Source organism: Streptomyces paromomycinus (assembly GCF_003865155.1).
Classification (GTDB): domain Bacteria; phylum Actinomycetota; class Actinomycetes; order Streptomycetales; family Streptomycetaceae; genus Streptomyces; species Streptomyces chrestomyceticus.
Map to the genome: position 1 here is coordinate 8140407 of NZ_BHZD01000001.1, position 21118 is coordinate 8161524.

23 protein-coding genes and 1 pseudogene are annotated in these 21118 nt (G+C 72.8%); 15 read left to right on the forward strand and 9 right to left on the reverse strand.

What is annotated here, in order from left to right; genetic code table 11:
• The first annotated feature begins 19 nt into the window (after nt 1-19).
• Nucleotides 20-1378 carry a peptidase C39 family protein gene (locus OEIGOIKO_RS35225; protein ID WP_125057428.1) on the forward strand — a complete coding sequence of 453 codons (1359 nt, stop codon included), beginning with the start codon at nt 20-22 and terminating at the stop codon, nt 1376-1378.
• Nucleotides 1379-1504: 126 nt separating this feature from the next.
• Nucleotides 1505-2023, forward strand: coding sequence for a hypothetical protein (locus OEIGOIKO_RS35230; RefSeq protein WP_125057429.1), 519 nt, complete (start codon nt 1505-1507; stop codon nt 2021-2023).
• Between the two features lie 32 nt (nt 2024-2055).
• Here OEIGOIKO_RS35230 and OEIGOIKO_RS35235 read toward each other — a convergent pair whose 3' ends face one another.
• The 5 genes from OEIGOIKO_RS35235 to OEIGOIKO_RS35255 form a co-directional block, all read right to left on the reverse strand.
• Nucleotides 2056-2751, reverse strand: coding sequence for an HAD family hydrolase (locus OEIGOIKO_RS35235; protein WP_125057430.1), 696 nt, complete (start codon nt 2749-2751; stop codon nt 2056-2058).
• 31 nt (nt 2752-2782) lie between these two features.
• Entirely contained in the window at nt 2783-3451 is a 669-nt protein-coding gene (locus tag OEIGOIKO_RS35240) for a phosphatase PAP2 family protein (RefSeq protein WP_125057431.1), read from the reverse strand.
• A gap of 196 nt (nt 3452-3647) precedes the next feature.
• Nucleotides 3648-4586 carry a M56 family metallopeptidase gene (locus OEIGOIKO_RS35245; protein ID WP_125057432.1) on the reverse strand — a complete coding sequence of 313 codons (939 nt, stop codon included), beginning with the start codon at nt 4584-4586 and terminating at the stop codon, nt 3648-3650.
• A 129-nt stretch (nt 4587-4715) separates the two neighbouring features.
• On the reverse strand, nt 4716-5297 hold the full coding sequence (locus tag OEIGOIKO_RS35250; RefSeq protein WP_125057433.1) for a DUF5134 domain-containing protein: 582 nt from the start codon (nt 5295-5297) through the stop codon (nt 4716-4718).
• 190 nt (nt 5298-5487) lie between these two features.
• On the reverse strand, nt 5488-5880 hold the full coding sequence (locus OEIGOIKO_RS35255) for a VOC family protein (RefSeq protein WP_125057434.1): 393 nt from the start codon (nt 5878-5880) through the stop codon (nt 5488-5490).
• A gap of 139 nt (nt 5881-6019) precedes the next feature.
• Between OEIGOIKO_RS35255 and OEIGOIKO_RS35260 the strand changes: the two genes are divergently transcribed.
• Nucleotides 6020-6553, forward strand: coding sequence for a GNAT family N-acetyltransferase (locus OEIGOIKO_RS35260; RefSeq protein WP_125057435.1), 534 nt, complete (start codon nt 6020-6022; stop codon nt 6551-6553).
• A gap of 102 nt (nt 6554-6655) precedes the next feature.
• On the opposite strand, the gene OEIGOIKO_RS35265 is transcribed toward OEIGOIKO_RS35260, so the two are convergent.
• Nucleotides 6656-7339, reverse strand: a complete 684-nt coding sequence (locus tag OEIGOIKO_RS35265; RefSeq protein ID WP_125057436.1) for a glycerophosphodiester phosphodiesterase — start codon at nt 7337-7339, stop codon at nt 6656-6658.
• A gap of 930 nt (nt 7340-8269) precedes the next feature.
• Here OEIGOIKO_RS35265 and OEIGOIKO_RS35270 point away from each other — a divergent pair.
• The 4 genes and pseudogenes from OEIGOIKO_RS35270 (at nt 8270) to OEIGOIKO_RS35285 (ending at nt 12052) form a co-directional block, all read left to right on the forward strand.
• Nucleotides 8270-9667: a DUF6421 family protein gene (locus OEIGOIKO_RS35270; protein WP_125057437.1), complete on the forward strand. Its 1398-nt coding sequence runs from the start codon at nt 8270-8272 to the stop codon at nt 9665-9667.
• Between the two features lie 47 nt (nt 9668-9714).
• Complete coding sequence (locus tag OEIGOIKO_RS35275; protein WP_125057438.1) at nt 9715-10476, forward strand: SDR family NAD(P)-dependent oxidoreductase; 762 nt, start codon at nt 9715-9717, stop codon at nt 10474-10476.
• A complete protein-coding gene (locus tag OEIGOIKO_RS35280) occupies nt 10473-11543 on the forward strand; it encodes a threonine aldolase family protein (RefSeq protein ID WP_246177744.1) in 1071 nt (356 codons plus the stop codon). Before OEIGOIKO_RS35275 ends, OEIGOIKO_RS35280 begins: the two co-directional genes overlap by 4 nt.
• A 93-nt stretch (nt 11544-11636) precedes the next feature.
• Nucleotides 11637-12052: pseudogene (locus OEIGOIKO_RS35285) on the forward strand (hypothetical protein).
• Here OEIGOIKO_RS35285 and OEIGOIKO_RS35290 read toward each other — a convergent pair.
• Complete coding sequence (locus OEIGOIKO_RS35290) at nt 12049-12756, reverse strand: lysophospholipid acyltransferase family protein (protein WP_125057440.1); 708 nt, start codon at nt 12754-12756, stop codon at nt 12049-12051. The pseudogene OEIGOIKO_RS35285 and the gene OEIGOIKO_RS35290 sit on opposite strands and share 4 nt — an antisense overlap.
• 331 nt (nt 12757-13087) lie before the next feature.
• On the opposite strand from OEIGOIKO_RS35290, the gene OEIGOIKO_RS35295 reads away from it, so the two are divergent.
• The 6 genes from OEIGOIKO_RS35295 (at nt 13088) to OEIGOIKO_RS35320 (ending at nt 17789) form a co-directional block, all read left to right on the forward strand.
• Nucleotides 13088-13420 carry a thioredoxin family protein gene (locus tag OEIGOIKO_RS35295; protein WP_125057441.1) on the forward strand — a complete coding sequence of 111 codons (333 nt, stop codon included), beginning with the start codon at nt 13088-13090 and terminating at the stop codon, nt 13418-13420.
• Between the two features lie 210 nt (nt 13421-13630).
• Entirely contained in the window at nt 13631-14155 is a 525-nt protein-coding gene (locus OEIGOIKO_RS35300) for a flavin reductase family protein (protein ID WP_125059366.1), read from the forward strand.
• A gap of 262 nt (nt 14156-14417) precedes the next feature.
• Entirely contained in the window at nt 14418-15206 is a 789-nt protein-coding gene (locus OEIGOIKO_RS35305; RefSeq protein ID WP_125048215.1) for an electron transfer flavoprotein subunit beta/FixA family protein, read from the forward strand.
• 57 nt (nt 15207-15263) lie between these two features.
• Nucleotides 15264-16226 (forward strand): electron transfer flavoprotein subunit alpha/FixB family protein, encoded by a 963-nt coding sequence (locus OEIGOIKO_RS35310; RefSeq protein ID WP_030017771.1) that lies wholly within the window; start codon nt 15264-15266, stop codon nt 16224-16226.
• A gap of 205 nt (nt 16227-16431) precedes the next feature.
• The gene (locus OEIGOIKO_RS35315) at nt 16432-16935 is read left to right on the forward strand and encodes an ATP-binding protein (protein WP_125057442.1); all 504 of its coding nucleotides are present in this window, start codon (nt 16432-16434) and stop codon (nt 16933-16935) included.
• A complete protein-coding gene (locus OEIGOIKO_RS35320) occupies nt 16935-17789 on the forward strand; it encodes an RNA polymerase sigma factor SigF (RefSeq protein WP_125057443.1) in 855 nt (284 codons plus the stop codon). Before OEIGOIKO_RS35315 ends, OEIGOIKO_RS35320 begins: the two co-directional genes overlap by 1 nt.
• 80 nt (nt 17790-17869) lie before the next feature.
• Here OEIGOIKO_RS35320 and OEIGOIKO_RS41930 read toward each other — a convergent pair whose 3' ends face one another.
• On the reverse strand, nt 17870-18088 hold the full coding sequence (locus tag OEIGOIKO_RS41930) for a DUF5133 domain-containing protein (protein ID WP_170251947.1): 219 nt from the start codon (nt 18086-18088) through the stop codon (nt 17870-17872).
• Between the two features lie 263 nt (nt 18089-18351).
• On the opposite strand from OEIGOIKO_RS41930, the gene OEIGOIKO_RS35330 reads away from it, so the two are divergent.
• Both OEIGOIKO_RS35330 and OEIGOIKO_RS35335 read left to right on the forward strand, forming a co-directional pair.
• Complete coding sequence (locus tag OEIGOIKO_RS35330; RefSeq protein WP_125057445.1) at nt 18352-19590, forward strand: FUSC family protein; 1239 nt, start codon at nt 18352-18354, stop codon at nt 19588-19590.
• On the forward strand, nt 19562-20569 hold the full coding sequence (locus tag OEIGOIKO_RS35335) for a PP2C family protein-serine/threonine phosphatase (RefSeq protein WP_125057446.1): 1008 nt from the start codon (nt 19562-19564) through the stop codon (nt 20567-20569). Before OEIGOIKO_RS35330 ends, OEIGOIKO_RS35335 begins: the two co-directional genes overlap by 29 nt.
• Nucleotides 20570-20592: 23 nt before the next feature.
• On the opposite strand, the gene OEIGOIKO_RS35340 is transcribed toward OEIGOIKO_RS35335, so the two are convergent.
• Complete coding sequence (locus tag OEIGOIKO_RS35340) at nt 20593-21111, reverse strand: DinB family protein (RefSeq protein ID WP_125057447.1); 519 nt, start codon at nt 21109-21111, stop codon at nt 20593-20595.
• Nucleotides 21112-21118 lie beyond the last annotated feature (7 nt).

Sequence of the window (21118 nt, forward strand, 5' to 3'; positions counted from 1 at the left end):
CCGACTGGGGGACTCCACCATGAGCAGACCCACACCCCGGCGTACCGTTCTGGCCGCCGCCCTCGCCGTCGCGGCAGGCGCGGCCACCCCGCTGGCGCACGCCGCCTCCTCTTCCGCACCGTCCGCCGCACCGAAGGCGAAGCGTCTCGTGGACTACCGAGCCTGGCACACCGCAGCCGACTGGAACCAAGGTGTCGCGAACGGCACCCGGGTGGCCGACGGGCGCCGCCCGGGCGTGCTGATCGACCGCCCGGCCGGCACCGCCGACTACCGTGATCCGCACACCGGTACGACCGCGGCCTGGGAGTACGCCGTCTGGACGTCCCCGGCCCGCACGCTCAAGGTCCCGTCCACCGAAGCCGTCGTCTCCTGGAACGCCCAGACGCCCGCCGGCACCTGGATCGCCGTCGAGCTGCGCGGCACGTACGGCGACGGCGTACGGACCCCGTGGTACGTCATGGGCCGCTGGGCCGCCGGGGACGGCGACATCCGCCGTACCTCCGTCGACGGCCAGAAGGACGGCCGGAGCAGCATCTCCACCGACACCTTCGCGATCGACAACCCCGCGAGCGGGGTACGGCTGGCCTCGTACGAGCTGCGCGTCACGCTCTACCGGAAGCCCGGCACCACCCTGACCCCCACGGTGTGGCGCCTGGGACTGATGGGTTCCGACATCCCCGACCGCTTCGACGTGCCGGCCGCCAAGCCGGGCGTCGCGACCGGCCGCGAGCTGGTCGTGCCGCGGTACTCGCAGGAGACCCACAAGGGGCAGTACCCGGAGTACGACAACGGGGGCGAGGCCTGGTGCAGCCCCACCTCCTCCCAGATGATCATCGAGTACTGGGGCCGCAAACCCACCGCCGCCGACCTGGCCTGGGTCAACCCCGCCTACGCCGACCCCCAGGTCTGCCACGCCGCCCGCTACACCTACGACTACCAGTACGAGGGCTGCGGCAACTGGCCGTTCAACACCGCCTACGCGGCCACCTACCAGGACATGGAGGCCGTCGTCACCCGGCTGCGCACCCTCTCCGACGCGGAGACCCTCATCCACGCGGGCATCCCCGTGATCACCTCCCAGTCCTTCCTGGCCGCCGAACTGACCGGCGCCGGTTACGGCACGGCCGGCCACCTGATGACCGTCATCGGCTTCACCCGCACCGGCGACGTCGTCGCCAACGACCCCAACTCACCGACCAACGCCGCGGTCCGCCGCGTCTACAAGCGCCGCGAATTCGAGAACATCTGGCTCCGCACCAAACGCAAGAACGCCGAAGGCAAGGTCGTCAGCGGCACCGGCGGCATCTGCTACGTCTACTTCCCCACCGACCTCACCGCCGTCCAACGCCACGCCCTGGCCAGCGTCGGCATCACCTGACCGTCCGCTCCGCCTCCCGCCGGCCCGGTGCCGCCCGCCGTCTACCGCGCGGGCGACACCTGTGGCGCAATGGACGTGTGGGGCCGGAGGGGTTCCCGCCACCGAAAGTCGGGAGAGGAACGACATATGTCCGTCGTGGTGTGCTCACTGCTCTGGGACGCGGAGAAACACGGAGCCGGGACACAGAAGATCTCGTACGACAGTGACGGGTACCACCTGGTGCGCTTCCCGTACGGAGCGGGCGACGAGTCCTACGACCCGTGGAAGATGCACGACCCGGCCAACGGAGGCGGCACACCGTCGGCGTTCCCGGACGCCCGCTCGGGCCTGATCTGGCCTAGCCACGAGGGCTGGGGCCTGCTGTCCGCGATGGTGTTCTGGGCGGCGGACGACCGCCCGAACGAATACCGGGCCCGCTTCGTACGCGACCCACTCGGCCCCGGCTACGACTCGACGGCCACCACGGACACGTGGAAGACCGGAGGCGGCCAGTACAAGACCTACCTGTGGCAGATGTTCGTCCATCCGGGCACACCGGTCGGCTTGAAGATCTCGGCACGCGGCCCCGGCGACGCCAAGGTGCCGGCCGCGATCACCCACGCCCAGTTCAAGCTGGCCATTCATACGGAGGTGCTGCGGCCGTAGGGGCGGCCGGGCGCCCGCCGGGTCCGGGTGGGTCAGCCGGCCAGGCTCAGTACGGGGCGCAGACCGGCAGGGCGTTCGGTTACCGGGATGTGGTCGACGGGGAGGTAGGTGCAGCCCAGGGCTGTGGCTCCGCCGTCCGCCGTGCGGTCGTCGCCGACCATCAGGACGTCCGTGGGGGGCAACGCCAGTTCCTCGCATGCGATCTCGAACAGTCGCGGGTCGGGCTTCTGGATGCCGTGTTCGTACGACAGGGCGTAGCTGTCGACGAAGCGGTCGAGGCCGTGTGCGCGAAGGACCGGCCGGAGGTCCCAGCCGATGTTGCTGACCACGGCGGTGCGGATGCCGCGTCGCCGTAGTTCGGACAGGACTTCGGCGGCGTCCGGGTACGGCGCCCACGCGGCGGGCGTCATGTGGCGTTCGTACAGTGCGTCGTACAACGCTTCGTCGGGCAGCGGTACTTGCCGGGCCAGCCCGGTGTACAGCTCGCGGTGCCGGTCGGCGCTGCGGTCCCGTACCTCCCAGAGGGCGGCCAGCTCGGGCGGCAGGTGCTGCGGCGACGAACCGCCGGGCAGCGCGCCGACCCGGCCCAGCTCCGCCGCGAGGCGGACCACCTCCTCCTCCGCGAGGTCCGTCCCGGTCCCGGCCAGTACCGCCCGCAGCCAGCTCTCCGGCGATTCGATGCGCAGCAGCGTCCCGGAGAAGTCGAAGAGCACACCCTTGATCGTCATGGGGCCATCCTGTCGCGTCGGCGGCCCGCCGTCATCGCCGCGCCCTGTACCGGTGGGCGTACCCGGCCGCCGCGGCCGCCACCAGGGCCCCGCCCAGCAGCCAGCCGCCGAGCACGTCCGTGGCCCAGTGGACCCCGAGGTAGACGCGGGTGAGCCCGACACCCGCCACGGACACGCCGACCAGCACCGCGGCCGCCCACAGCCACCGCCGACGGGCCCCGGACAGCCGCAACAGCCACAGCGCCAGGCCGCCCGCCACCGCCGCCGTCATGGCGTGGCCGGAGGGGAAGGCCGCGTAGTGCGCGGAGTCGACGGGGTCCGGCCACTCGGGGCGCTGGCGGCCCACGAGTGCCTTCAGTACCTGCTGCAACGCTGTCCCCACGGCTGCTGTGACGGCCACCCAGCAGCCCAGTACCCACTGCCTGCGGCGCAGTAGTGCGATGACCGCGACGGCCAGGAGGGCCCGCAGGGTCCACGGGTCCCACACCCAGTCGGAGAAGACCTTGTTGACGGAGGTCAGGCCGGGAGCCGTGACGGCCGTGCGGTGCAGGGACGTCGCGATGCCGTGGTCGAGAGCGAGCAGCGGGCTCCAGCGGGCGGTCACCAGAGCGAGGAGGGCGATGAAGGGGAGGAGCAGGAGGAGGGACAGGCGGGTGGAGCGGTGGGGGGAGGGGGACGGCCTGCTGGGGGCGGGGGAGATGGCGGAGGCGGGGGCATGGGGAAATCCTCGCGGAGGCGTGCCGGGCGGGGCCAGGGGGTCTCCGTACGGGGGTGTGTTCGTGCGGGATGTGTTCGTGCGGAGACGTGTTCGTACGTCGGCGTGTGCCCGGCTGCGGGCGTTCGTACGGCCTCGGTATGCCCTTGCGCCCGTGCCTCCTCGGCGCGCCCCTCGGCCCTCAGTACGTCAGCGCGCTCAGCCCCGGTATGAACGTCACCAGCAGCGGGATCGCCGGGACGAGGGCCGCGACGGCCGTCATGCGCAGGCGGCGGCCCGGGGTGAAGCGCGGGGCCGGGGCGAGCAGGCGGTGTACGCGGTGGGGGAGCTGGGCGCACTGGGCGGGGCAGGGGCCGAACACCCCGCGGTCCTCGTTGAGTTCGACCAGGGCCAGGGCGATCGTCAGCCGGCCGAAGCGGCGCGAGGCCACGTCGTCGGCGGCCAGTTCGACCAGCCGGTGCACCTGGTCGCGGAACGCGGCGAAGACCGGGACCTGCGGGAATCCGGCCGCGAGCGCCGAGGCGCAGTACAGCAGCACGTCGTGGCGGGCTCGTGCGTGGCCCTGCTCGTGGGCGATCAGCGCATCGAGCTGACGGCCTTTCAGGCGGCGCAACGCCGACGTGGTGACGACCAGTTGAGGAGTGGCGCCGTGCAGCCACCACGCTTCGGGGCGGTCGCCTTCGAGGACCACGAGCCGGTCGCCGGAGGGCTCTTCGCCGGGCAGTAGCGGGGAGCGCCGCAGCAGGTCGGCGCGTCGCTTCCGGCGCCGGGCGCGGGCGTCGCGCACCTCGCGGGTGAGCATGACGGCCGTCCACGCGCCGCCGCCCGCCAGTACCGCGGCCAGTACGCCGGACCACGGGCCGTACTCCTTGAGGGCGTACGCCTCGACGACGACGCGCGGCGCATGGCCGAAGAGATGACTGCGTACGGCTTCCCACGCGGCGGCGCCGAAGAGGGACATCGCGAGGACGCAGCACAGCAGTACGGTGGCGACCACGCACTGCCACACCCACAGGGCGAGCACCGGTTCGCGGTCGGGCCATTCGGCGCGGGCCATCAGGCGCGGCGCCGTCGCCGCGACCAGCGCGCCGAGCATCATCAGCGCGAGAGGGACCATCATGGCTTCAGCCTATGAGCGCGTGGCTACCGCGAGGTACGATCCGCGTCGGAAGTGATGTATACCACGGCTTCCGAGGGCGCCGGTGGCTGTGCGGTGCGGCATGCACGCGCACGGGCGGCCGCCGTCCGCTCAGAGCGTCAGCAGCATCGCGAACATGCCGATGCCCATCGCCACCCGGCACGCTCCCACGACCTCCGGCCAGGAGGCCCGCGCCGGGGCTTGCGGGGCGCAGTCCGCTGTGCCGGGAGCGGCTGCCGGTGCCAGCCGTACGCCGGCGACGACGACGTACACGGCGTAGTAGGCCAGGAGCAGCACCGTGAACACCGGCAAGCCGCCCGGTCCCGTCGACCCCATGTGCGTCATGGACTCCGCGTGTCCGCCGCCCCCCGGCCCGCCGCCGGGGACGGACACCATCGCCAGGGACATGTAGACCATCGCCGCCGCGCCCACCGCATGGTGCGGATGTCGGCGCAGCAGCGCCCACAGGCCCGCGGCGCCGAAGACGGCCGCGAACGCCCAGGGTGCCCAGGACGGCTGGGCCAGGGCCGTGGCGGGTACGGCCATCGCCGCCATGCCCAGCCCCATCAGCGCCTCGCCGCGCGCCTCCCGCCGCTGCGCGGCCGTACCGCGCCGCACGCTCGACAGGCAGTACGCGCCCGCTCCGGCACACAGCAGCACCAGCAGCCAGCCGACCCATGGCGGTCCGTGCACGGCGTCCTCCCCGAGAGCCCGTACGGCGGTCGCACGCGGCGCGGCGCCGCGCGGCCCGGTACAGCGGCATCGTGCCCCGCTGACGGGGCGCGGACGCGCGCCGGAAACCCGGCATCGGGAGCGCACGGGCGCACGGTGGGGAGCATGTGCGGCGGGTCGGCCGTACGGCGGGCAGGCGGAGTCGCGGAGGTCAGATGCCGGGCCGGTATCGCAGGGGGTGGTCCGCCGGGACCTCGGTCAGCACGATGCGATGGCCGTCGGGGTCCGCGATCCACATTTCGATCAAGCCCCACGGCTCCTTCACCGGGGGACGCAGGATCTCCACCCCACGGGCCGCCAGTTCTTCGTGCGCCGCGGCGGCGTCGGCGACCTGGAGCCAGAGTTGGAGCGTGGTTGTAGGGGGCTCGGGGGAGCGGCCGGAGACCTCCAGGTAGCCGCCGCCGAGGAAGAAGACCGTGCCGCGCTCCGGGCCGGTACCGAATTCGCGGTAGACCTCCAGGCCCAGCGCGCTGCCGTAGAACTCCCGCGACCGCTCGGGGTCGGACGGCCGCACCAGCACCCTGCTGCTCAGTACATGCACCATGCTGCGGACCCTACGCCTTCGGGCGGGCCGGGCGGTGGCGCGGTGGCTCTTGTTAGCCTCCGGTACGGCCGTACCGCGCGGCGCCCCGGCGCCGGTGCCCGTACGCCGCGCCGCACGCCACCCCGAGAGGACACCGCCGATGCCGACCGTCGAGCTGACCTACAGAACCGCCACCGAAGCCGACGTCCCGGCGGTCGTCGAGCTGATCGAGTCCGCCTACCGAGGCGACGCGAGCCGGGCCGGCTGGACCACCGAGGCGGATCTGCTGGAAGGCCAGCGCACCGATCCGGAGGGCGTCACGGCCGTCCTGCGCGACGCGGACAGCCGGCTGCTGCTCGCCGAGAACGCGGGGGAGATCGTCGCCTGCTGCCAGCTCGAACGCCGGGGCGACCACGTGTACTTCGGGATGTTCGCGGTCCGGCCCACGCTCCAGGGCGGCGGCTTCGGCAAAGTGATCATGGCCGAGGCGGAGCGCACCGCCCGCGCCGAGTGGGACGCGGCCGAGATGCGGATGACCGTCATCCGGCAGCGGGACGAGCTGATCGCCTGGTACGAGCGGCGCGGTTTCCGGCGTACGGGCACGATGTTCCCGTTCCCGTACGGCGACGAGCGGTTCGGCATCCCGCAGCGTGCCGACCTGGAGTTCGAGCTGCTGGTCAAGGAGCTCGGCTGAGGCAGCCGGGACGTCCGGCCGAGGCGCCGGGCGCTCGGCCGAGGCGCCGGGCGGGCCCCCTTCCTCCGGCGGCCCGCCCGTACCGCTTTGCCGCGCCGGCCCTCAGGCCGTGAACCGCACCGCCCGCCGGATCTCGGGGAAGTCGGTCACCACACCGTCCAGCCCAAGGCCGCGGCTGAGCCGGAGCTGGTCGTGGGTGTTGACGGTCCAGCCGAGCACCCGCAGCCCCGCGGTGTGGGCCCGTTCCACCAGCTCCAGGGTGAGCCTGCGGATGTCGAGGGAGAGCGCCGAGGCGCCCACGGCCAGGGCGCGGTCCACCACGTCGATGCCGTAGTGCTCGGCGACCAGCGCGGTCCGCACGCCGGGCAGCAGCCGGGAGACGGTGGCCAGCGCCGCGTCGTGGAAGGAGATCACCTCGACCCGGGCGGTCAGGTCGCGGGCGCGCAGGACCTCGGCGAGCGCCCGGGCGGCGGCCGCGTCCTTGATCTCCGCCTGCAGCGGGGCCCGTACCGCGTCCACGATCTCCTCGAACACCGGGATCCGCTCGCCGTCGCCGGCGTCCAGTTCGCGCAGCTCGGCCAGGGTGCGGTCGGCGATCGGCCCCGTCCCGTCGGTCGTGCGGTCCACGTCCGCGTCGTGCATGACCACGAGCGCGCCGTCCTTGCTCAGGTGCAGGTCCAGCTCGATGACGTCGAGACCTTCGCGTTCGGCGCGGGCGAACGAGCGCAGGGTGTTCTCCGGCTCGACGCCCATCATCCCGCGGTGTCCGATGGTGAGAAAGGACAAGGCTGCCTCGTTTCTGTAGGGGGTGCCGGCAGACCGGTACCGGCCGCGGGCCACGGCTGCCGGACCTGTCCCGAGCGCGGGCCCACCGGCTGCACTTGCGAAACGGCGCACAGCCTAACGGGCGTCCGGAACGCCGGAACCGATGTCGGACAGCGCTCCGACGTGGCCGGAACGGGGACTTGTCAGGTCTGCGGCCGCACCCGCCGGGGCCGGGAAATCCGGGGCGGCGCCGGGGCTCGCGGCGATCGGCGCCGCGGCCAGGGGCGTGCGCCGGGGCGTTGCGCGCCGTCGTCCGGGGCTTCCGCCCGGAATGCGCCTCACTCGTGCGTGGGCGAGTCCTCCGCGCGCTGACGCGGCGGGCCGGGGCGACAAGTCAGGGGCGGGAGAGCGGGAGGAGAGCCGCAGGGGAGCGGAAGGAGAGCCGCAGGGGAGTGACAGGACAGCGGCAGGGGGGTGACAGGAACCGGTCAAGCCTGTGGCGCGGGCGTCGGGGCGTGGCGTGAGCGCCCCACCGGGGCCGCGCGCCGCCGAGTCCCAGTTGGCGGGCCCGGCCGCCGCGTGCGCCCGGTGCTCCGTACGGGACGGTGCCGTACGGGAGCGGCTCGACGGGCGGACGGGAATCGGCCGGAACCACCCGCTCGCCGAAGGCCGGTCCCCGCGGCCGGCCGCCGCGCCGGGTGTCCGGCGGGCGGCCCGCACCGGATGGGACGACCGTTGCGGGGTAGATGTCGGTACGTGTTGGAACGTGCTGGAGGATGCGCGGCAGGGGTGGGCCGGGCTGACAGAAACTCCCGCCCCATCTTCGCCATACAGGAAAAAGATTCGTGACCATGGGGGTTTAGCGAAAGATTTTTCCCGGTGGCTCTTGAGGTCGCGGAGGACCCGTGGATACCGTGTCCGCACAACAGGATCTCCTGCCGGAGGGTAGTCATGACGGAAATTCTTTCGCCTGTGGGTGCCCCGGGGGGCATCGGGACCGCAGAGCGTGTGGTCGCGCATCCCGCGTGGCCGGTGCTCAAGGACGCCATCGAGGCCATCCGCCCCTGGCAGTCCAAGGACGGCTCGGTCGACCTCGACGCCGAGGGCGCGCCCGCCGCCGACGACGTCCGGCGTGAGGTCGAGCGCGCCATATCGGCCATCGAGGAGCTGGCGCCGCTGCTCCCGCACGACGCCGCCTACCACCGGGCGCTCGTGGCGGACCTGCGCCGCTGGGCCGACGGCGGCTTCGCCGTGCCCGACTTCCTCGACTCGCTGCTGGCCTTCCAGCCCGCGCGGGAGCGCGTCGACGGCCTCCAGCACCTGGTCGTCTTCCCCATGTACACGCAGAACGGCAACCCGGACCGCAACTTCGAGGCGGTCGTGCTGCGCATGGTCTGGCCCGAGTGGCTGGCGGAGCTGGAGCGCACCCGTTACGACAACCCGCTGTTCTGCGGCATCACCTTCGAGGACTTCACGGCCGGGTACGACACCAACTCCGCCGTCCTCTTCCCGGAGACCATCGCCGTGCGCGAGGCGCCCGAGCGCTTCACCTGGGGCGGCATCTTCTGCGACCGCGAGGCCGCCCGCTTCCGCCGGGTCAGCGAGGCCGCCGTCGAGACGCTGGGCGTCGAACTGCCCGCCGACATCCGCGCGATGCTCGCCGACCAGGACCGCTGCCAGCAGGCGTTCGTGCTCTGGGACATGGTCCACGACCGCACCCACAGCCACGGTGACCTGCCGTTCGACCCCTTCATGATCAAGCAGCGGCAGCCGTTCTGGATGTACGGCCTGGAGGAGCTGCGCTGCGACCTGACCGCCTTCAAGGAGGCCGTCAAGCTGGAGGCCGAGGGCTTCCGCCAGGCCCGCGACGTGCAGTACGCGGTGATCTTCGACCGGATGTTCCGCTTCCCCGTCACCGGTGACCGGGTGCGCAACTACGACGGCCTCGGCGGCCAGCTCCTCTTCGCGTACCTGCACCAGCACGACGTCGTACGCTGGACGGACAACACCCTCCACATCGACTGGGAGCGCGCCCCGCAGGTCACCAACCAGCTGTGCGGCGAGATCGAGAAGCTCTACCGGGACGGCATCGACCGCCCCAAGCTGGTCCACTGGTTCGCCGCCTACGACCTCGTCTCCACCTACCTCGCCCCGCACCCCGGCTCCGTCTGGGCCAAGGGCCCCGACGCGCTCGACCTCGACAAGCCGCCGCGCAAGCTGGTCGACGACGTCCTGCCGGACGAGTTCCCGCTGAGCATGTTCTACGAGGCGCTCGCCAAGAAACTGCGCGGCGTGATTGCCTCCACCAAGGGCATCACGGCCGGCAGCGACGTACTGGCGGCGGTGTGAGTGCCGGCGGCACCCAGGGCACGCCGGAGCACGAGGAGACGAGGAACATGAGTACTGCGACCAACGGCCAGGGACATCTGGAAGGCGCGGTCATCGCGGTGGCCGGGGCGGCCGGCCCCGCGGGGCGGGCGACGCTGCTGCGGCTCGCCGAGGCGGGGGCGACCGTGGTCGCCGCCGACGCGGACGCCGCGCGGCTGGCGGAGGCCGTGGACGCCGCGCGGTACGCGCACGGCGGCGCCACCGTCACCGGCGACACCGTGGACCTGCTGGACCTGGACGCGACCTGCGGCTGGGCCGACCGTACGGAGAAGGAGTTCGGCCGGATCGACGGCCTGGTGCACCTGGTCGGCGGCTGGCGCGGCTCCGCCTCCTTCGCGGAGACCGACCTCGCCGACTGGGACCTGCTGGAGAAACTGCTCATCCGTACGGTCCAGCACACCTCGCTCGCCTTCCAGGGCCCGCTGGAGCGGTCCGGGAACGGCCGGTACCTGCTGGTCAGTGCGGCGGGCGCGAGCAAGCCGACCGCCGGGAACGCCGCGTACGCCGCGTCCAAGGCGGCCGCCGAGGCGTGGACGCTGGCCCTCGGCGACGCCTTCCGCAAGGCCGGGGGCGCGGACGGCCCGAAGGCGGCGGCTGCCATCCTGGTGGTCAAGGCGCTCGTCAACGACCAGATGCGCGCCGAGCGCCCGAATGCCAAGTTCGCGGGCTTCACGGACGTCAAGGACCTGGCCCAGGCCGTCAGCGGCGTCTGGGAGCGGCCCGCCCAGGAAGTGAATGGACAGCGTCTGTGGCTGACCCCCGAAGTGTGACCGCACGGCAGACCGACGCCCGGCGGCGCCACGACCCGGCGGTACGCGGCTTCGCCAGCGACAACTACGCCGGCGCCCACCCCGAGGTGCTGGCGGCCCTCGCCCTCGCCAACGGCGGCCACCAGGTCGCCTACGGCGAGGACGAGTACACCGAAGCGCTCCAGCGGACGATCCGCAGCCACTTCGGGCAGACCGCCGAGGCCTTCCCGGTCTTCAACGGCACCGGCGCCAACGTCGTCGCCCTCCAGGCGATGACCGACCGCTGGGGCGCGGTGATCTGCGCGGACTCCGCGCACATCCACGTGGACGAGTGCGGTGCCCCCGAGCGGGTCGGCGGCCTGAAGCTGCTGACCGTGCCGACCGAGGACGGCAAGCTCACCCCGGAGCTGATCGACCGCGAGGCGTACGGCTGGGACGACGAGCACCGCGCGATGCCGCAGGTCGTCTCGATCACCCAGAACACCGAGCTGGGCACGGTCTACACCCCCGACGAGGTGCGGGCCATCTGCGAGCACGCCCACGAGCGCAACATGCTGGTGCACCTGGACGGGTCGCGGATCGCCAACGCGGCGGCGTCGCTGGACGTACCGATGCGGGCGTTCACGAACGCGGTCGGCGTGGACGTGCTCTCGCTGGGCGGCACGAAGAACGGGGCGCTGTTCGGCGAGGCGGTCGTCGTCGTCAACCCGGACGCGGTGCGGGCGATGAAGCACGTACGCAAGATGTCCATGCAGCTCGCCTCCAAGATGCGCTTCATATCCGTGCAGTTGGAGGCGCTGCTCACGCGTGACCTCTGGCTGCGCAACGCCCGGCACGCCAACAGCATGGCCCAGCGGCTCGCCGCCGGCGTCCGCGAGGTGGACGGCGTGGAGATCCTCTACCCCGTCCAGGCCAACGCCGTCTTCGCGCGCCTGCCGCACGACGTCACCGAGCGGCTGCAGAAGCGCTACCGCTTCTACTTCTGGGACGAGGCCGCGGGCGACGTCCGCTGGATGTGCTCCTTCGACACGACGGAGGAGGACGTGGACGGGATGCTGGCTGCGCTGCGCGAGGAGATGGGGCGCTAGGGCGACCGCACCACGCGGCTGAATTCGTATGGCTATGCGCCCGACCGGAAAGGCATTGGCTTCCGGTCGGGCGCATGGCTATGCTCGCGGATCATGGAGCTGATCCAGTACGAGCCCGAGATTTCTGCGTACTTGGCTGCCGACACCGCGATCGATCATGAGAACCCGGTCGTACACGACATCGTCCGACGGCTCCGCTCCGCGACGGCCACGCATACTCATACGCCGAGGCGGCGTTCACGTACGTCCGCGACGCCATCCCGCACAGCGCCGACTCAGGGGACCCGCGGGGCAACAAGCCCGGCGTCGACGCGCAATTCCGTCTCGGCCGGGAGCAGCTGGCCTGGCCCGTCCGGCCGGAGCTGGGGGAAGCCGACCGCCCGGTGCTCTTCGCCGAGCCGCGTCCCGCCGTACCGCACTGCCTCCAGGAGGCCGTCGACCGTGCCCGTCTGTGGCAGCTGCTGCCGACCGCGCTGGAGATGCCCGAGGCACGCTACGGCAGAGCCTAGGCTCCCGGTGCGGGAGCCGTGCCGCCGAGGTGGGCCGGGACCCACCAGGTGTCCTCCGGGCCCTTGGGGCGGACCGGGTACGCGCGCTGCGCCGCTTCCAGGAGGTCCTGCACCCGGGACCGCAGCCGGTCGGTGATCTTCTCCGTCTGCTCGTCCGGCGACGCCTCGACCGGCTCGCCGACCCGGATGGTGATCGGGAAGTGGTTGCGGCCCAGGTCCCGCTTGTGCCCCTTGGTCCACAGCCGCTGGGTGCCCCACAGCGCCATCGGCAGCAGCGGCACCCCCGCCTCCTGCGCCAGCCGGGCCGCGCCCGACTTGAAGGTCTTCAGGGTGAAGGACTCCGAGATCGTCGCTTCCGGGAAGACCCCGATGATCTCGCCGCCGCGCAGCGCGCTCAGCGCGTGCTTGTAGGCGTGCACACCCTGCGTACGGTCCACCGGGATGTGCTTCATCGCGCGCATCAGCGGACCCGACACCTTGTGCCGGAAGACCGACTCCTTGGCCATGAAGCGCACCAGGCGCTTGGCGGGGCGGGCGGCCAGCCCGCAGAAGATGAAGTCCAGGTATCCGATGTGGTTGCTCACCAGGACCGCGCCGCCGCGCCGGGGGATGTGGTCGGCCCCGGCGATGTCGAACTTCAGGTCGAGCGCCTTGAACGCCGCGCGGGCGGCGCCGATGACGGGCGGGTAGACGAGCTCTGCCATGTCGGGGACCCCTTTTCTGTGCCTGGGGAGGGTTCTCCCGGCGAAGAAGTTACGCAGCCGTAAGTATGCGGCTTTCGGGAGATCGTGCCCGATCGGCGGCCCAGGGGCTACCGTACGGGACCCCGCTGCCGGGAGATTCTCGTCACGTGGCGGTCACACCGTCCAGTTGCCCGGTGCGGCAGAAGGTATACCTCGGTCCCGCGCCCGGCGGGAATGAACGCGGCCCCGCGGACGCTGCACCCGTCGACGACAGGACCGACGGTGTGCGGCGCCGCCCCGCGGCAGCGGGCTTCCCCGGCGCGCCGCGCACCGGTGCGAGGGAGGGTGACGCGTGCGAGGGCAGGACGTGGGGACGCGGCTGGGCGCCGCCGAGGTCGGCGCCGGGCTGGGGGAGCGGGCCACGCTCGTGCAGTTCTCCAGCGCCTTCTGCCAGCCCTGCCGGGCCACCCGGCGCACCCTGGCCGAGGTGGCCGGGATGGTGGCCGGCGTGGCGCACGTCGAGATCGACGCGGAGGCGCACCTGGACCTGGTGCGGACGCTGCGGATCGAGCGCACACCCACGGTGCTGGTGCTCGACGGGGACGGCGCGGTCGTGCGCCGGGCCGCCGGGCAGCCCCGCAAGGCCGATGTCATCGCCGCTCTGGGGGCCGCGGTCCGTGATTGATCTCCCAGATGCCCGGCGTCACTTGACTGCCCGGCACACGCATCGTCAGGGTGACGTCATGCGGTCAGGCACCTTCCTTCGCGCACGCGCGTACGCGGACCTCCGGCGCACCGTCCGGGTGCGCTGTCCCGGCGCGTGAGCAGCGACGACTTCGGCCGCGCCGGCGACGGCGCCGCTCCGGCCCGTACACCACGGCAGAAGGACACCTCCATGACGGCACCAGCCGCCCTCGGTACGCCCCGTTCCGCCACTCCCGACCTGCTGCGCTCCGTCTTTCGGCAGCACGCGGCGGGCGTCGCCGTGATCACCGCGCCGGGCACCCGCCCGGTCGGCTTCACCGCCACCTCCGTGACCTCGGTGGCCGCCGACCCGCCGCTGCTGTCCTTCGGCATCAGCACCGGCTCCTCCAGCTGGGCCACGGTCTCCGAGGCCGGGTACGTCGGCGTGCACATACTGGGCGAGCACCAGCGGGAGCTGGCCGCCACCTTCGCGCGCAGCGGCGCCGACCGCTTCGCCGCGCCGACCTCCTGGCGCCCCGGCCCGTACGGCGTGCCGCTGCTGGACGGTGTGCTGGCCTGGCTGGTCTGCGAGGTGGTGGCCCGGGTGCCCGCCGGCGATCACCGCATCGTGCTCGGCCAGGTCGTCGAGGGCGACCCGGAGGGGTACGCCGGCACGGCGGGCCGCAGCCGCCCGCTGCTCTACCACGAGGGCCGCTTCAACGCCCTGCGCGACTGACCCGCCGCGGGGGTGCGCCGGGCGGCCGTCTCAACGCTTCGGGCACCCCGCCGGTTCCGTGGGCGCGCCTCGTCCACCCCTTCCGGGCCCGTTGGCAACGTCACAGTTCAACGGCCTTGCTTCCGGGGAATGGGGTGGATGTACTGGCGAGTAATATTTCGGTGGGCGCGGGAGACCCGTCCGACCGGAAGCCGCCCCAACAGGCGCCTATGCTGCCAGCACAAGGCAGTTCGGAAGAGTCGAAGCAGGTAGGAGAGCCGGCGTGAGCCTGAGGATCGTTGTCTGTGTGAAGTACGTGCCCGACGCCACCGGCGACCGGCACTTCGCCGAGGACCTGACCGTCGACCGCGACGACGTGGACGGCCTGCTCTCGGAGCTCGACGAGTACGCGGTCGAGCAGGCCCTGCAGATCAAGGAAGCCGCCGACGGCGACGCGGAGATCACGGTCCTGACCGTCGGCCCCGAGGACGCCAACGACGCGCTGCGCAAGGCCCTGTCGATGGGCGCCGACAAGGGCGTGCACGTCGAGGACGACGACCTGCACGGCACCGACGCGCTCGGCACCTCCCTCGTACTTGCCAAGGCCGTCGAGAAGACCGGCTACGACCTGGTCGTCTGCGGCATGGCCTCCACCGACGGCACCATGGGCGTGCTGCCCGCGCTGCTCGCCGAGCGCCTGGGCGTGCCGCAGGTGACCCAGCTGTCCGAGGTCTCCGTCGACGGCGGTGTCGTCAAGGGCCGCCGGGACGGTGACACCGCCACCGAGCACCTGGAGGCGTCGCTGCCGGCCGTCGTGTCGGTCACCGACCAGTCCGGCGAGGCCCGTTACCCCTCCTTCAAGGGCATCATGGCCGCCAAGAAGAAGCCGGTGGAGTCCCTGGACCTGGACGACCTGGACATCGAGGCGGACGAGGTCGGCCTGGAGGGCGCCTGGACCAAGGTCGAGGAAGCGGCCGAGCGTCCCGCCCGTACCGCGGGCACGATCGTCAAGGACGAGGGCGAGGGCGGCAAGCAGCTCGCCGAGTTCCTCGCGGGCCAGAAGTTCATCTGAGCCCCCGGAAACCCGTCCGCACCACCGCCCTCACTTTTCCCGCAGGAGAGCAATCCCATGGCTGAAGTCCTTGTCTACGTCGACCACGTGGACGGCGCCGTCCGCAAGCCCACCCTCGAACTGCTCACCCTCGCCCGCCGCATCGGCGAGCCGGTCGCCGTGCACCTCGGCCCCGGCGCCGACACCGCCGCCGCGACGCTCGCCGAGCACGGCGCGGTCAAGGTCCTGACCGCCGACGCCCCCGAGTTCGCCGACTACCTGGTCGCGCCGAAGGTCGACGCCCTCCAGGCCGCGTACGAGGCCGTCTCCCCGGCCGCCGTGCTGCTGCCGTCCTCCACCGAGGGCAAGGAGATCGGCGCCCGCCTCGCGGTCCGCATCGGCTCCGGCATCATCACCGACGCCGTCGACCTGGAGGCCGGCGACGAGGGCCCGGTGGCCACCCAGTCCGTCTTCGCGGCCTCGTACACCACCAAGTCCCGCATCACCAAGGGCACCCCGGTCATCACCGTCAAGCCCAACTCCGCCGCCCCGGAGGCCGCGCCGGCCGCCGGTACGGTCGAGCAGCTCGCGGTGACCGTCGCCGACGCCTCCAAGGGCACCAAGGTCGTCTCGCGCACCCCGCGCGAGTCCACCGGCCGCCCGGACCTGACCGAGGCCGCGATCGTGGTCTCCGGCGGCCGCGGCGTCAACGGCGCCGAGAACTTCCCGGTCATCGAGGCCCTCGCCGACTCGCTCGGCGCGGCCGTCGGCGCCTCGCGCGCCGCGGTGGACGCGGGCTGGTACCCGCACACCAACCAGGTCGGCCAGACCGGCAAGTCGGTCTCGCCGCAGCTGTACATCGCGGCGGGCATCTCCGGCGCGATCCAGCACCGCGCCGGCATGCAGACCTCGAAGACCATCGTCGCCATCAACAAGGACGCCGAGGCGCCGATCTTCGACCTGGTCGACTACGGCGTGGTCGGCGACCTCTTCGAGGTCGTGCCGGCCCTCACCGACGAGGTCAAGACCCGCAAGGGCTGACCCCGCGGGGCACGGCGGGTCCGTGCCGTGCCGCCAGTGACGAGCCCGGGGCCCGTACGCGCATCCGCGTACGGGCCCCGGGCTTTTTGCGGTACCGGGGCTTACGTCCCGTACGCGGGGACGTAAGCCCCGGGTTCCGGGCCGCGGGGCGGGCACACCGAGGGTGCCGTAACCCGACCGCGGCACCGAAGGGAAGACCCGCACCATGCCCCTGCCCCACGCCCCGACCGACGCCCCTGGCGGCGCTCCGAACGGCGCCCCGACCGACGGCCTGACCGGCGCCCCGGCCGACGCCTGCGTCCGCGCCCTGCGGATGCGGCTGCCGACGGGCCCGCAGGCGCCCCGCCTGGCCAGGGAGTCGGTCAGCGCCGTCCTGGATCCCGACCGCTACGCGCTCGGCGACGGCCGGACCTGCCTGTCCGAGGTGGTCGCCAACGCCGTACGCCACTCCACCGCGCCCGACATCCCGCTGATGCTGATCGGGGAGGCGGACGGCAGCCTCTTCGCGGCGGTCCGGGACACCGCCCGTACGGTGCCGATGGCCACCGTCACCCAGGACGAGCCGCTGGCCGAGGACGGCCGGGGCCTGGAACTCCTGGGCGCCCTCGCGGACGGCTGGGGCTTCGACCGGACGCGCTCCGGGAAGTGGGTGTGGTTCCGCGTGCGCCACCCGCGCTCGGCAGCGGCCGGCGGGCGGGTGAGCACGTGATGAGCGACCTCGCCCCCGTACGGGACAGACCCGCGACCGGACCGGCCGGGCTGCCCCGGCTGGAGGACGCCGGAGCCGTCACCCCGCAGGACGCCCGCGAGGTGTCCCAGCTCTTCTTCGAACGGCTGGCGGACCTCCCCGAGGACGACCCCGCCCACCGGTACGCACGCGACTGCCTGGTCGAGATGAACCTCTCCCTGGTGCACTACGCGGTCCGCAGGTTCCGCAGCCGTGCCGAGGAGACCGAGGACATGGTCCAGGTGGGGACCATCGGGCTGATCAAGGCGATCGACCGGTTCGACCTCTCGCGCGGGGCGCCGTTCAGCGCCTTCGCCGTGCCGTACATCGTCGGGGAGATCAAGCGGTACTTCCGGGACACCAGCTGGGCGGTGCATGTGCCGCGCCGGCTCCAGGAACTCCGTATCGACCTGGCCAGGGCGCGGGAGGAACTCGCGCACGACCTGAACCGGGCGCCCACCACCGCGGAACTGGCCCGGCACCTGGACATGGACCAGGACGACGTCATCGAGGGGCTGTACGCCGGGAACGGGTATTCCGCCGATTCCCTGGACGCCCCGCCGGAGGACGGTGACGCGCATTCCGCGGGCGGAATGCTCGCCGCGTTCCTGGGGGCGGAGGACCCCGCCCTGGAGAAGGCCGAGAACGTGCAGGCGCTCAAGCCGCTGCTGGACGGTCTCGAAGAGCGGGAGCGGCAGATTCTGCATCTGCGATTCGGTGCCGAACTCACCCAGACGGAGATCGGCAAGGCGCTCGGGATATCCCAGATGCAGGTGTCCCGGCTGCTGACCCGTATCCTCGCGGGTCTGCGGGAGAAGATGCTGGAAGAAAACTGAGCGACGGCGGCCGGCGGCCATTCGGTGACGCGCTGCGGCCCGCCTCCTGCCCGGAGCAGTAGGCGGGCCGCAGCGCGTCCTCAGGCCGCTCGGCGGTACTCGGCGTCGTGCGCGCGCAGCAGGCGGCAGGCCTCCCGGAGGGCGGCGGCGGGGTCCCGGTGACCGGTGTAGACGCCGAGGGTGTAGGCGACGTCCGCCAGCCGGGACTCCCTTTTCCCGCGGGCCGGGAAGCCGTCCTCGGTAAGGCGCTGGTGTTCGTGGACGAGGTCCCGCAGCACGTTGTAATTGATCAGTCGCATGAGGTGTCCTTCTTTACGCGGTGGGGGTTTCGGAAGCTGTTTTTCCGGTGCCCCGGAGAGAAGGCGAGCGGCGGGACCTTTTTCCCCGGATGTGCGGGGCCTTTTCCCGTCCGGTGCAGCCGAACGGCACCTTTTCCCGCCATCGTCGCAATTCTTCGGCACGGCCCGAATAACTGGCAGCCGCACCGGACAAGACATGGTTTCGGCAGCCGCCGTCGACGGCTGGTGCTGCCGGTCCCGATGCGCGGACGGAAGGGGTGCACATGCGGGAGGAGAACGCGGCGCCGCCCGGGCGCCGGACGGGCACCGCACAGGCGGTGGTCGGGCTGGCCCGCATCCGCGACGGGCCCTGGGCGGTGCGGTGGCTGGTCGCCGTCCGGGCCGCCGTGGCGGCGGCGCTGGCCTGGCAGCTGTGCCGCAGCATGTGGGAGGCGCCGCAGCCGGGCCCGGCGGTCGTCGCCGCGCTGCTGGTCGTCCATCCGACGGTGTTCCGCTCGTGCACGGCGGGGCTCCAGTACGCGGCCGGGTGCACGCTCGGCGCCCTGATCGCCCTGCCCGCCGCGGTCCTCGTCGGACCGACGTGGCTGAGCATGACCGCCGTCCTGCTGCTGTCCCTGCTGGCCGCCGGGCACGAACGCCTCGGCGCGCACGGACTGCACGTACCGATCACCGCGGTGTTCGTCCTCCTGCTCGGACCGAGCCACGCGGGGCAGATCCTGCCGCACCTGCTGGAGATCGGGGTGGGCATCGCCGTCGCGGTGCTCTTCAACGCCCTGCTGCCGCCGCCGCTGCGGCTGCGGGCCGCGGAGTCCGCCCTCGACCGCCTGCGGGACGAACTGGCCGGCGTGCTGGACGGCACGGCCACCGCCGTACGGGAAGCACGGCATCCCGACGATGTCCTCGGCACACAGTGGCCTGCCCGTGTCGCGGACACCACCGCCAGGGCCCGCAGCGCCCTCGGCCAGGCACACGAGAGCCTGCGCTGGAACGTGCGCGCGCGGAACCGGAACGCCGTCTGGCACCTGGACCGCAAGGTCCTGGAAAGCCTGGAGCGGGTGGCGCACGACGCGGAGGCGTGCGTCGGCGCGCTCGACGCCCTCGCCGCGCAGCGCCCGGCCGGGGCGGTGACCGGGCCGGGCGCGCCGGAGGCCGGATCGGCCGTGGCGGCGTGGGCCGACGTGTGGGACCGGGAGTTCCGGGCCGGCTGCGCCCGGCTGCTGACCTGCCTGGCGCTGTGCGTACGCGGCTGCCGGGGCGGCAGCCCGCACCCCGTCCTGCCCGCGACCCGCCGGGTGTGGCGGGAACTGGCCGAGCGGTGCGGCGACCGGCACGACAGTCTGGACGTCCGGGTGGCCGAGTACCGCCTCCTGATGCTTCTCGACCGGGCCCTGCACGACGTGGCGGGCGGTCGCCGCACGGTGCGTCCCGCCCCCGCCATCACTGGACCCGCCATCACCACCAGGGAAGAAGCCCATGCGCAAGCAGCCGCCGAGCACCGTTGAGCGCTCTGCCGGGTGCGCGCGGAACCGGTTCACGGCCCTGCTGCCGCGCGCGCTGTTCGGCCTCGCCTTCGCGTTCTTCGTACTGGCCGTCGTGACCGTGTCGACCGGCGTGCCGGAGCCCCGCCGGCTCACGGCCGGTCCGCTGTCCGAAGCGGCTACGTGCACGGCGTCGGCCGTCGCGCTGGTGACCCTTGCAAGCAGCGCGGTACGGCGGCGGCGACAGCGCGCGCTGGACCGGGCCGGCACATCGGCCGCGACGGCACAGCGGGTCCTGCTGCGGCCGCTGCCCGGACGGATCGGAGACCTGCGCCTGCGCGGTACGTACCTTCCGGCACGGACCGCGCCCCGCAGCGGCGGCGACCTCTACGACGCGGTACGCAGTCCGTACGGCACCCGCCTGCTGATCGGCGACGTGCGGGCCAAGGGAATGCTCGCGGTGGAGGCGTCGGCGCTGCTGCTGCGTTCCTTCCGCGAAGCGGCGTACGAGGAGGAGCAGTTGACGGAGGTGGCCCGGCGGCTGGAGCACGACGCACGGCGGCACATCGCGCGCCTGCCGGGCGCCGAGACGCCCGAACGGTTCGCCACCGCCCTGCTGGTGGAGATCCCCGAGGGTCCGGTGGCCCGGGTGGTCCACTGCGGCCACCCCGAACCCCTGCTCGTCTCCGGCGGCCGGGTCCGCCCTTGCCCGCCGGAGCGGCCCGGCGCCCCCGTCGGCATGGCCGATCTGGTGGGGGCCGGACACGCGGTGCAGACGCTGCCGTTCCGGGCGGGGGAGCGGCTGGTGCTGCTCACCGACGGGTTCACCGAGGCCCGGGACGCGGCGGGGCGCTTCCACCCGTTCACCGAGCGGGTCGGCGAACGGGCCGCCGCGCCGCTGGACGACCTGGTGGACGGGCTCCGCGCGGACCTGGTCCGGCACACGGGCGGGGAGCTGCGGGACGACGCCGCACTGCTGGTCGTCGAGCGCCTGCCCGGGTGACCGGCCCGCCGTCCGTGTGCGGCCTACTCGCCCGTCACCCCGTCGATCCGCTCCCGCAGCAGATCCGCGTGCCCGTTGTGCCGCGCGTACTCCTCGATCATGTGGACGTACACCCACCGGAGGCTGATGACCCGGCCGTCCGCCATGGTGAACGTGTCGTCCAGGCCGCGGTGCGCCACGGCCTGGTCGGCGGCCTCGCACTCGGCGCGCAGCGCCGCGAGCGCCTCCCCGGCACCGGCGGGGTCGAGGTTCTCGAAGTCACCGTCCGGCTGCTCGTCGGTGAAGTACAGATGCCCGATCTTCTGGCCCGCGACGCGCTGCCGGAACCAGGCGCGCTCCACCTCCGTCATGTGCCGGACCAGGCCGAGCAGCGTCAGGTTCGACGGCTCGGCGCTCACCTGGACGAGCTGTTCCGGGGTGAGCCCGGCGCACTTGGCGAGCAGGGTGTCACGGTGCCGGTCCAGCCAGCCCTGGAGCATGCTGCGTTCGTCCGCCACGTACGGCTCGGTACGGCGGTCCACCTTCGGTGCGATCCATGTCATGCCGGAG

Bases quoted from the DNA above. Each gene is read 5' to 3' on its own strand.
- OEIGOIKO_RS35225 (WP_125057428.1), top strand. From the start codon at position 20: ATGAGCAGACCCACACCCCGGCGTACCGTTCTGGCCGCCGCCCTCGCC.
- OEIGOIKO_RS35230 (WP_125057429.1), top strand. From the start codon at position 1,505: ATGTCCGTCGTGGTGTGCTCACTGCTCTGGGACGCGGAGAAACACGGA.
- OEIGOIKO_RS35235 (WP_125057430.1), bottom strand. From the start codon at position 2,751: ATGACGATCAAGGGTGTGCTCTTCGACTTCTCCGGGACGCTGCTGCGC.
- OEIGOIKO_RS35245 (WP_125057432.1), bottom strand. From the start codon at position 4,586: ATGATGGTCCCTCTCGCGCTGATGATGCTCGGCGCGCTGGTCGCGGCG.
- OEIGOIKO_RS35255 (WP_125057434.1), bottom strand. From the start codon at position 5,880: ATGGTGCATGTACTGAGCAGCAGGGTGCTGGTGCGGCCGTCCGACCCC.
- OEIGOIKO_RS35260 (WP_125057435.1), top strand. From the start codon at position 6,020: ATGCCGACCGTCGAGCTGACCTACAGAACCGCCACCGAAGCCGACGTC.
- OEIGOIKO_RS35270 (WP_125057437.1), top strand. From the start codon at position 8,270: ATGACGGAAATTCTTTCGCCTGTGGGTGCCCCGGGGGGCATCGGGACC.
- OEIGOIKO_RS35275 (WP_125057438.1), top strand. From the start codon at position 9,715: ATGAGTACTGCGACCAACGGCCAGGGACATCTGGAAGGCGCGGTCATC.
- OEIGOIKO_RS35290 (WP_125057440.1), bottom strand. From the start codon at position 12,756: ATGGCAGAGCTCGTCTACCCGCCCGTCATCGGCGCCGCCCGCGCGGCG.
- OEIGOIKO_RS35300 (WP_125059366.1), top strand. From the start codon at position 13,631: ATGACGGCACCAGCCGCCCTCGGTACGCCCCGTTCCGCCACTCCCGAC.
- OEIGOIKO_RS35310 (WP_030017771.1), top strand. From the start codon at position 15,264: ATGGCTGAAGTCCTTGTCTACGTCGACCACGTGGACGGCGCCGTCCGC.
- OEIGOIKO_RS35315 (WP_125057442.1), top strand. From the start codon at position 16,432: ATGCCCCTGCCCCACGCCCCGACCGACGCCCCTGGCGGCGCTCCGAAC.
- OEIGOIKO_RS35320 (WP_125057443.1), top strand. From the start codon at position 16,935: ATGAGCGACCTCGCCCCCGTACGGGACAGACCCGCGACCGGACCGGCC.
- OEIGOIKO_RS41930 (WP_170251947.1), bottom strand. From the start codon at position 18,088: ATGCGACTGATCAATTACAACGTGCTGCGGGACCTCGTCCACGAACAC.
- OEIGOIKO_RS35330 (WP_125057445.1), top strand. From the start codon at position 18,352: ATGCGGGAGGAGAACGCGGCGCCGCCCGGGCGCCGGACGGGCACCGCA.
- OEIGOIKO_RS35335 (WP_125057446.1), top strand. From the start codon at position 19,562: ATGCGCAAGCAGCCGCCGAGCACCGTTGAGCGCTCTGCCGGGTGCGCG.
- OEIGOIKO_RS35340 (WP_125057447.1), bottom strand. From the start codon at position 21,111: ATGACATGGATCGCACCGAAGGTGGACCGCCGTACCGAGCCGTACGTG.